The organism is Asticcacaulis aquaticus (genome assembly GCF_028550415.1).
Lineage (GTDB): Bacteria > Pseudomonadota > Alphaproteobacteria > Caulobacterales > Caulobacteraceae > Asticcacaulis > Asticcacaulis aquaticus.
Genome location: NZ_JAQQKX010000015.1, coordinates 94,486 through 102,720 on the forward strand (window position 1 = coordinate 94,486; position 8,235 = coordinate 102,720).

The following is an 8,235-nucleotide window of genomic DNA, read 5'->3' on the forward strand; positions in this document are numbered from 1 at the left end:
CGCTTAATGCGGGATTAACGCTCAGGTTGCAGTTCGCCCGGTGGCGCTTTTCAGCGGGCTTGACGATCGCGGCGAACTTGCTATTTTGCCAATGACCGAAATAATGGAGGTGGGGCGTGAAAACGTGGATATTATCGCTGTTGATGAGCAGTCTGGCCTTGCCCGCCCTGGCCGAAGAGGCCGCCGGTGTCTGGCACGGCAAGCTGATGGGGAAGCTCAATATCGTCATCCGGATCGAAACCGACGGTACGGCCTATAAGGGTGTGCTGGAAAGCCCGGATCAGGCCAATTTCAAGATGCCGCTCGACAGCGTCACGGCGACGGCGGACAGCCTCGATTTCACCGCCGTGAAGATCAATGGCCGCTATCAGGGCAAGTGGGACGAGGCGCAAAAGGCCTGGGTCGGGACGTGGACGCAAGGTCAGGGCCTACCCCTGACGCTGAAGCGCATCGACGCCGATCAGGCCAATGGCTTCGCGCCGAAACGCCCGCAGGTCGAGGCGGCTGAGGCGGCATTGGCCAATTATCACGTCGAGGCGGTCACCCTGCCCGGCGCCGTCGCGGGCGTTACGCTGTCGGGCACCTACAGCGCGCCCAGAGGCAAGGGTCCGTTTCCGACGGTGATCCTGATCGCCGGATCGGGGCCGAATACGCGTGACGAGGCGGTGGCCGGGCACAAAGTCTTCCTCGTCTGGGCCGATGCGCTGAACAAGGCCGGGATCGCCGTTCTGCGTTACGACAAGCGCGGCGTCGGGGCCTCGACCGGCGATTACAAGGCCGCGACCACCGCCGATTTCGCCGCCGATGCCGGGGCGGCGGTGACGTGGCTCAAAGCACGCAAGGATGTCGGGGCTATCGGCCTCGTCGGGCATTCCGAAGGCGGCATTATCGCGCCCATCGTCGCCAACCGCGAGCCAGCGGTAAGGTTCATTGTCCTGATGGCCGGGGGCGGCGTGCGCGGCGATCAGATTCTGATCACGCAGCAGACCCTGATCGGGAGGGCCAACGGCATGACGGAAGACAATCTGGCTCAGGTCGCCGCCGCCAATCGCCGTATCTACGACGCCTTGATCTCCAATCCGGTAGATACAGAGGCCAGGGTGCGCGCCGTTGTGGAAACAGAGCTCCCCCTGTCAACCGATCCCAAGGTGGTGGACAGTGTCGTCAAGCCGCTGGTCGCGCCGTGGATGAAATATTTCATCGCCTACGACCCGGCACCCGAACTGCGCAAGGTCAGGGTGCCGGTCCTCGCCCTCATCGGCGGCAAGGATCTGCAGGTCGCGGCCAGCGATAACCTTCCCGCCATGACCGCCGCGCTGAAAGGCAATAAGAGCGCGACGGTGCGCGAACTGCCGGGGCTCAACCATCTGTTCCAGTCGACGGCGGGCAGTGGCGCGCCGTCGGAATACAGCCAGATCGAGGAGACGACCGCACCGGCAGCACTTGATCTGGTGACCACATGGATCAGGGCTCGGGTGCAGTAGCGCTTTTCTTCAGCTCGTCCTCAAGCCATTCCATATCGTCGTCGCTGAGGCCGAAATGGTGCCCGGCTTCGTGGATCAGGACGTGGGCGACGAGGTCTTCGAACGCCACCTCCCCGCCGGCCCACTCATCGAGGATCGGGCGGCGGAAGAGATGGATCATCGGCGGCAGGTCGCCGGTATAGACCTCGGTCTCCGCCGGGCGGCCCGTATAGAGGCCGGTCAGTTCGAACGGATCGTCCATCTCAAGCTCGGCGAGAAGCTCTTCCGACGGGAAGTCTTCGACGATCAGCACCACGTCGCGCAGATGTCCGGCGAACGGCTCCGGCAACTTGGCGAGAGCGTCACGCGCGATGATCTCGAGGGTGTCCAGCGACGGCGGCGGGCCGTATTTACGCGTCATTCGGCGGCCGGGCGCGTTTCGGTGTCAGGATGGACCTCGACGGGCTTTTCACCGTCCCAGACCACCCAGTACTGACCCAGACGGCGTTTGCGGTCGATGGCTTCGGCAACGGCTTCGCGCAGCACACCGAGGGCGTGGTCGGACTTCTGTGTAAAGGCTTCACGTGTGGTCAACAGCCTGCTCCATAAGCCAAGTGTGCAGCGTGTCATCGAATACGGTCAGCATTTCTCCCGATTGCTCGAAGATGGGCTGAGGTACGGCTCCAACGTTTATATAGGCACGGCATTCATTCACCGCCATTCTATAACTGAACATAAGATTTCGCAAACTGCGCGGGAAACGGCGCTCGATATCGCTGTCTGGGATATGGTGACCGCCATGCGCTACGCGTTCCGCCACACGCCGCTTCGATACTTCTGGGGAAGGCAGCGCCAGATAATAGAGTTCGACGGACCAGCCGTCAGCTTTCAGTTTCTCGATCAGCTTTAGATAGGCTTTGCCGGATAGAGTCGTCTCGAACGCAAAGTCCTGACGCGCTTCGATACGGGCGTCCATTGCTTTCAGGAACAGGCGTGCGGCGGCAGCGGCTTGCTGTTCGGGATGAAAGGGCGACAGACCCGAAGCGATCAGGTCGGCATTGATGAAGTGCGCCACACCAATCGCGGGCAGGTATTTCAGTGCAAAGGTCGTCTTACCCGCGCCATTCGGTCCGGCAATGATCAGGCACCTGGGCATTCGCACTCCCTGTCTCAACCTGATTTACGCTCGGTGCGTAAAATCGTGAGATTTGAGGCAAATAATAGCCGGCAAGCGACGCGGGTACACTTGTACCCGCTAGCGCAGACTGCGTATTAGTTGCCCAAAGACCGCGATTTTACCCCTCGATGTCTTCCGGCAGACCAACCACATGGAAGCCTGCGTCCACGTGGACCACTTCGCCGGTCGTCGAGAAGCCGAGGTCAGAGGCCAGCCACAGGGCCGCGCCCGCAACGCCTTCCATCGAAGTCTCTTCCTTCATCAGCGAGAACTGGCCCGACTTGGCGTGCAGGCCACGGCCACCGGCGATCCCGGCGAGGCTCAGGGTGCGCATGGCGCCCGCCGAGATGGCGTTGGCGCGGATGCCCTTCGGCCCCAGATCGCGGGCGATGTAGCGCGTCGAGGCCTCAAGCGCGGCCTTGGCGACGCCCATGGTGTTGTAATTGGGGATGACGCGCTCGGCCCCGAGATAGGTCAGGGTGACCAGCGAACCGCCGTTCGGCATCAGCTCGGCGGCACGGCGGGCCGTGTCGACGAACGAGAAGGCCGAGACGTTGAGCGCCAGCAGGAAGCCGTCACGCGTGGTGTTCTCAACGAACGAGCCCTGCAGCTCATTCTTGTTGGCAAAGGCCACCGAGTGGATGACGAAATCGATCTCGCCATAAATCTCTTTCAGCTTGGCAAACGCCGCGTCCATCGACGCGTCGGACGTCACGTCGCATTCGATCAGGTGCTTGACGCCGATCGAGTCGGCCAGCGGCTGCACGCGGCGCAGCAGCGACTCGCCGAGGTACGAGAACGCCATGTCGGCACCCTGCGCCGCCAGTTGCGAAGCAATGCCCCAGGCGATGGACTTGTCATTGGCGACGCCCATGACGAGGCCTTTTTTGCCCTTCATCAGGTCGCCCGTGGGGAAATTCCAGCCGGATTCAGCCATGTTCTTTTTTCCTTTTCATCCTCCCCTGCAAGCCCTTGGCGCAGCGGGGGAGGTGGATGCGAACGAAGTGAGCAGACGGAGAGGGCAAACCCTGTGACTCGCCCCCTCCACCATCGTCGCTTCGCTTGATGGTCCCCCTCCCCCGCTAAAGCAGGGGAGGATGTTGATTACAGATCAGCCTGTGACAAGATGATCGAGCCATTGGTGCCGCCGAAGCCGAACGAGTTCGACATCACGGTCTCCAGCGCCCCGTCGCGGCGTTCGCGCAGGATCGGCATCCCGTCGAAGGCCGGATCGAGTTCCTCGATATGGGCGCTCTTGGTGGCGAAACCGTGCTGCATCATCAGCAGGCAGTAGATGGCTTCCTGAGCCCCTGCCGCGCCGAGCGAGTGCCCGGTTAGCGACTTGGTCGAGGAAATCAGCGGCATATTGCCCCCGAAGACGTTGCGCACCGCGCCCATTTCGCGCTCGTCGCCGACCGGCGTCGAGGTGCCGTGCGGGTTGAGGTAGTCGATCTTGCGGCCACCGGCCTGACGCAGGGCTTCGCGCATGCAGCGTTCCGCGCCCTCGCCCGACGGCGCGACCATGTCGTAGCCGTCCGAATTGGCGCAGTAGCCGACGACTTCGGCGATGATATTGGCGCCGCGCGCCTTGGCGCGTTCGTATTCCTCAAGCACCACCGCGCCCGCGCCTCCGGCGATGACGAAGCCGTCGCGGTTCTTGTCGTAGGCGCGCGAGGCGACCGACGGCGTGTCGTTGTAATTGCTGGACATGGCACCCATAGCATCAAACAGGTTCGACAGGGTCCAGTCGAGTTCTTCGGTGCCGCCGGCGAACATCACGTCCTGACGGCCGAGCATGATCTGCTCCGCCGCCGCCCCGATGCAGTGAACCGAGGTCGCACAGGCCGAGCTGATCGAATAGTTGATGCCGCGGATCTTGAACCAGGTCGCCAGCACCGCCGAAGGGCCCGACGACATGGCCTTGGGCACCGCGAACGGCCCGATGCGCTTGGGAGACTTCTTTTCGCGCGTAATGTCGGCGGCTTCGACGATGGCCTTGGTCGAAGGACCGCCCGCGCCGAAGATGATGCCGGTACGTTCGTTGGAAATGTCGGACTCGTCCAGGCCCGCCGAAGCAATCGCCTGCTCCAGCGAGATATGGCCATAGGCCAGACCGCTCGACAGGAAGCGCGCGGCGCGGCGATCGACATAGGGTGTCCAGTCGCCGATGGTCGGGGCGGCGTGCACCTGACATTTGAAGCCCAGTTCGGCGTATTCGGGCGCCGCTATAATGCCCGACCTCGCCTCGCGAAGCGACGCGGTGACTTCGTCCGCACCCGTGCCGATGGACGACACGATGCCAAGACCGGTGATGACAACTCTGCGCATATCAGTATCCCCTGCGATGGGTCTCAGGTGGCGGTTCTTACACCAGATCCTTGGCGTCGAACAGGCCGACACGGAGGCCCGAGGCGCTATAGATCGGCTTGTCGTCGGCCAGGACGACGCCCTCGCCGATGCCCATGATCAGCTTGCCTGTAATGACGCGCTTCATGTCGATGCGGTAGGTGACCTTCTTGACCGCCGGGGTAACCTGACCGGTGAACTTCACCTCGCCGACGCCCAGCGCGCGGCCGCGGCCCGGATTGCCCGACCAGCCGAGGAAGAAGCCGACCAGCTGCCACATGGCGTCGAGGCCGAGGCAGCCCGGCATGACCGGGTCGTTGATAAAGTGGCAGGCGAAGAACCACAGGTCCGGATTGATGTCGAGTTCGGCCTCGATATAGCCCTTGTTGAAGGCCCCGCCGTCCTTGGTGATCGTGATGATACGATCCATCATCAGCATCGGCGGCGCGGGCAGCTGGGCATTGCCCGGGCCGTACATTTCGCCGCGCGAGCAGGCCAGAAGGTCTTCGTAGCTGAAAGAGGAAGGACGGTCGCTCATTGGGGCTCCGGATAGAGAATCGTACGCATCGACGTTATGACAAACGGCGCTAATGGCCCATTCGTAACAGGCTGTAAAGATGCGTTACACGTTCAGACCGTGCGGCTCAATGCTTTTTAACGATTTTTAAGCGGATGCAGACGCCGAGATAGTCCAAAAAACCTTCATACCTCCCTGGCTATGCCGGGGAGGGGGACCGCACGAGCCGCGAAGCGGTGAGATGTGGTGGTGGGGGTTCTTGCTTGCTTACAATAGTGCTCGCTGAACCTTCGCAAGACACCCCACCACCATTTGCTCCGCAAATGGTCCCCCTCCCCGCACTGAAGTGCAGGGAGGCATAAGGATGCTGACAGCCTTAATTTACGACAACCGCGTCAGCGCGTCCGGGCGCTTGCAGACCGCACCGTCCTGCGCCCCCCACAGGCTTTTTTGCGGCGCCCAGCCATCGACATTGCCGACCGTGACCTTGCAATAGTCCTTCTTGCATTTGTCGAGCGTCGCCAGGGCGCGCGGATTGAGCCGTGCCTTGACCTTGGCCGTGGCCTTCGGCCCACTGAGGAGGTCGATTTTCGCCGTACCGGTCGATATGACGCTGCGCTGGGACTTGAGCATGGTCTTGCTGACCCAGGCGATGCCGCCGTCGGGATCGCAGATCATCCGCCATTCCTTGGTTTCGGAAATGATCTGCACCGGCAGGTTCTTTTGCGTATAGGTCCACAGGACCTTGTTTTCCTTGGTCGGCCCCGACCGGGCATAGACCTTGTTCGAGCGCAGCGACGCCCAGCGCGGCACCGGCTGCTTCGACGGCGTGTCGAAGGCCTCGTCTTCCGGTCCGGCCAGAGCCGCGCCCGTCATGAGGCTCCCCAGCAGAAGCGTCAGTAAAAACGTGGCCGTCCAACGGCGCGCCTTGACGCAAGGGCCTGCGCTATGGTCAGGTGATTTCACAGCGAACGACGGGCTGAACAGGGTCATCGACGGGACACAAACTAAAGCTGGCAGATGGGGTTGCTGGTCAAGACATGCGTCCGAAAGCTTCAGATTTGGTTAACCATAGGGCGAACAACGGCCATGCGGCTGAAAATTTGCTTCCCGGATTTGCAACTGATCCTGTAAGACACCCGCAAAACAAAATGCCACAGGAACTAAGCCGATATGAGCAAGAAGCTTAAGGTCGTCATGACCGTGAAACTCCCCGACGGGGTCGAGACGCGGTTCCGGGAACTGTTCAACACGACCCTGTGGCTCAACAAGAACCCCATGCCGCGCGAGGCCCTGTTCGAGGCGGCGCAGACCGCCGAGGTGCTGGTCTCCTCGATCAACGACCGCATCGACGCCGAATTTTTCGAGGCGGCGGGCGAACAGCTCAAGATGATCGCCAATTTCGGCGTCGGCCACGACCATATCGACATCGCCAAGGCCGTCGAAAAGGGCATCATCGTCACCAATACGCCGGGCGTCCTGACCGAAGACACGGCCGAAATGACCATGGGCCTGATCATCGCCGTGTCGCGCCGCTTCATCGAAGGCGCCGAAACCGTGCAGCGCGGCGAATTTTCCGCCTGGTCGCCGACCTTCCTGATGGGCCGCCGCATCTATGGCAAGCGCCTCGGCATCGTCGGCATGGGCCGCATCGGTCAGGCTCTGGCCCGCCGCGCCCGGGCGTTCGGGATGCAGGTCCACTATCATAACCGCAAACCGGTTTCGGCGCGCATTTCCGAAGAGCTTGAGGCGACCTATTGGGACGATCTCGATCAGATGCTGGCGCGCATGGACGTGGTGTCGATCAATGCGCCGGGCGGCCCCAATACCTTCCACCTGCTCGATGCCGAACGTCTGGCCAAGCTTCAGCCGCACGCCATCCTCGTCAACACCGCCCGCGGGCAGATCGTCGACGAAGAAGCGCTGGCGCATCTGCTCAGGGAGCACAAGATCGCCGGGGTCGGCCTCGACGTCTATGAGCGCGCCACGGCGATTTCGCCGGAGCTGTTCGGTTTGCCGAATGCGGTGCTGCTGCCGCACATGGCGTCCTCGACGGTGGAGGCACGCACCGACATGGGCGACCGCGTGATCCTGAACATCAAGACGCTTCAGGACGGCCATCGCCCGCCGGACAGAGTTATCCCGGCAATGCTCTGACAACATTATGAGTTTTCTGCATGCCTTTCCCAAATCGCTGCACGATATAGCCCATAAACCCTGCGCTATTATTGAAAGTCATTTAACCCGTTCTCAGGACAGTCCGGAATATCGGGATATTCTGATCGTAGGCGGCGAAGACGTTTGGCTGCCGGGGCGCATCTATAGTCAGGGGAGCCACCACGTCGAATTTTACGACCGACGCCCCTTCGACGCGGCAACGGCACTTCTCGAAAACGAAAACCTGAGTCAGACGCAGTGCGCGATGTTCTTGGCTTTACTGACCCGCCATCATAACGGGTTTGTCCGTGAAATAGCTCTGGAGGCTATCATGGGCGTTAATGAAGCCTGGGTCGTACCGTTCGTAATGAAACTGGCGTCCGAATATGTTCTTGAGATTATTGTGCACATCCAAACGCACCTGAATGAACTCGACGCCGGACTGTATGGCCGGTTTGAACCGCCCCGGCTTTGCCGGAGGCTCCAACTTCTGAGAAGATGGAGCTACTATGAACAAAACGACGAACAAGTTTTCACCTGAAGTCCGCGAACGCGCTGTGCGGATGTTTCTCGAT

The 8,235-nt window shown here is 61.5% G+C and carries 10 protein-coding genes; 3 read left to right on the forward strand and 7 right to left on the reverse strand.

The window, feature by feature from the left end:
• The first annotated feature begins 116 nt into the window (after positions 1-116).
• Positions 117-1,484, forward strand: a complete 1,368-nt coding sequence (locus tag PQU92_RS16130) for an alpha/beta hydrolase family protein (protein WP_272749282.1) — start codon at positions 117-119, stop codon at positions 1,482-1,484.
• Here PQU92_RS16130 and PQU92_RS16135 read toward each other — a convergent pair.
• The 7 genes from PQU92_RS16135 to PQU92_RS16165 form a co-directional block, all read right to left on the reverse strand.
• Positions 1,465-1,884, reverse strand: coding sequence for a metallopeptidase family protein (locus tag PQU92_RS16135; protein WP_272749283.1), 420 nt, complete (start codon positions 1,882-1,884; stop codon positions 1,465-1,467). The genes PQU92_RS16130 and PQU92_RS16135 overlap by 20 nt on opposite strands.
• Positions 1,881-2,057 carry a hypothetical protein gene (locus PQU92_RS16140; protein WP_272749284.1) on the reverse strand — a complete coding sequence of 59 codons (177 nt, stop codon included), beginning with the start codon at positions 2,055-2,057 and terminating at the stop codon, positions 1,881-1,883. The genes PQU92_RS16135 and PQU92_RS16140 overlap by 4 nt, the downstream gene beginning before the upstream one ends.
• Positions 2,044-2,619 (reverse strand): ATPase, encoded by a 576-nt coding sequence (locus PQU92_RS16145; protein ID WP_272749285.1) that lies wholly within the window; start codon positions 2,617-2,619, stop codon positions 2,044-2,046. The genes PQU92_RS16140 and PQU92_RS16145 overlap by 14 nt, the downstream gene beginning before the upstream one ends.
• 139 nt (positions 2,620-2,758) lie before the next feature.
• Positions 2,759-3,577: an enoyl-ACP reductase FabI gene (locus PQU92_RS16150; protein WP_272749286.1), complete on the reverse strand. Its 819-nt coding sequence runs from the start codon at positions 3,575-3,577 to the stop codon at positions 2,759-2,761.
• Positions 3,578-3,744: 167 nt separating this feature from the next.
• Positions 3,745-4,968: a beta-ketoacyl-ACP synthase I gene (gene fabB, locus PQU92_RS16155; protein ID WP_272749287.1), complete on the reverse strand. Its 1,224-nt coding sequence runs from the start codon at positions 4,966-4,968 to the stop codon at positions 3,745-3,747.
• Between the two features lie 37 nt (positions 4,969-5,005).
• On the reverse strand, positions 5,006-5,524 hold the full coding sequence (gene fabA, locus PQU92_RS16160; protein WP_272749288.1) for a 3-hydroxyacyl-[acyl-carrier-protein] dehydratase FabA: 519 nt from the start codon (positions 5,522-5,524) through the stop codon (positions 5,006-5,008).
• 360 nt (positions 5,525-5,884) lie between these two features.
• Entirely contained in the window at positions 5,885-6,496 is a 612-nt protein-coding gene (locus PQU92_RS16165) for an SH3 domain-containing protein (protein WP_272749289.1), read from the reverse strand.
• A 180-nt stretch (positions 6,497-6,676) separates the two neighbouring features.
• Between PQU92_RS16165 and PQU92_RS16170 the strand changes: the two genes are divergently transcribed.
• Both PQU92_RS16170 and PQU92_RS16175 read left to right on the forward strand, forming a co-directional pair.
• A complete protein-coding gene (locus PQU92_RS16170) occupies positions 6,677-7,660 on the forward strand; it encodes a 2-hydroxyacid dehydrogenase (protein WP_272749290.1) in 984 nt (327 codons plus the stop codon).
• A 7-nt stretch (positions 7,661-7,667) separates the two neighbouring features.
• Positions 7,668-8,201 carry a hypothetical protein gene (locus tag PQU92_RS16175; RefSeq protein ID WP_272749291.1) on the forward strand — a complete coding sequence of 178 codons (534 nt, stop codon included), beginning with the start codon at positions 7,668-7,670 and terminating at the stop codon, positions 8,199-8,201.
• The last annotated feature ends 34 nt before the right edge of the window (positions 8,202-8,235 follow it).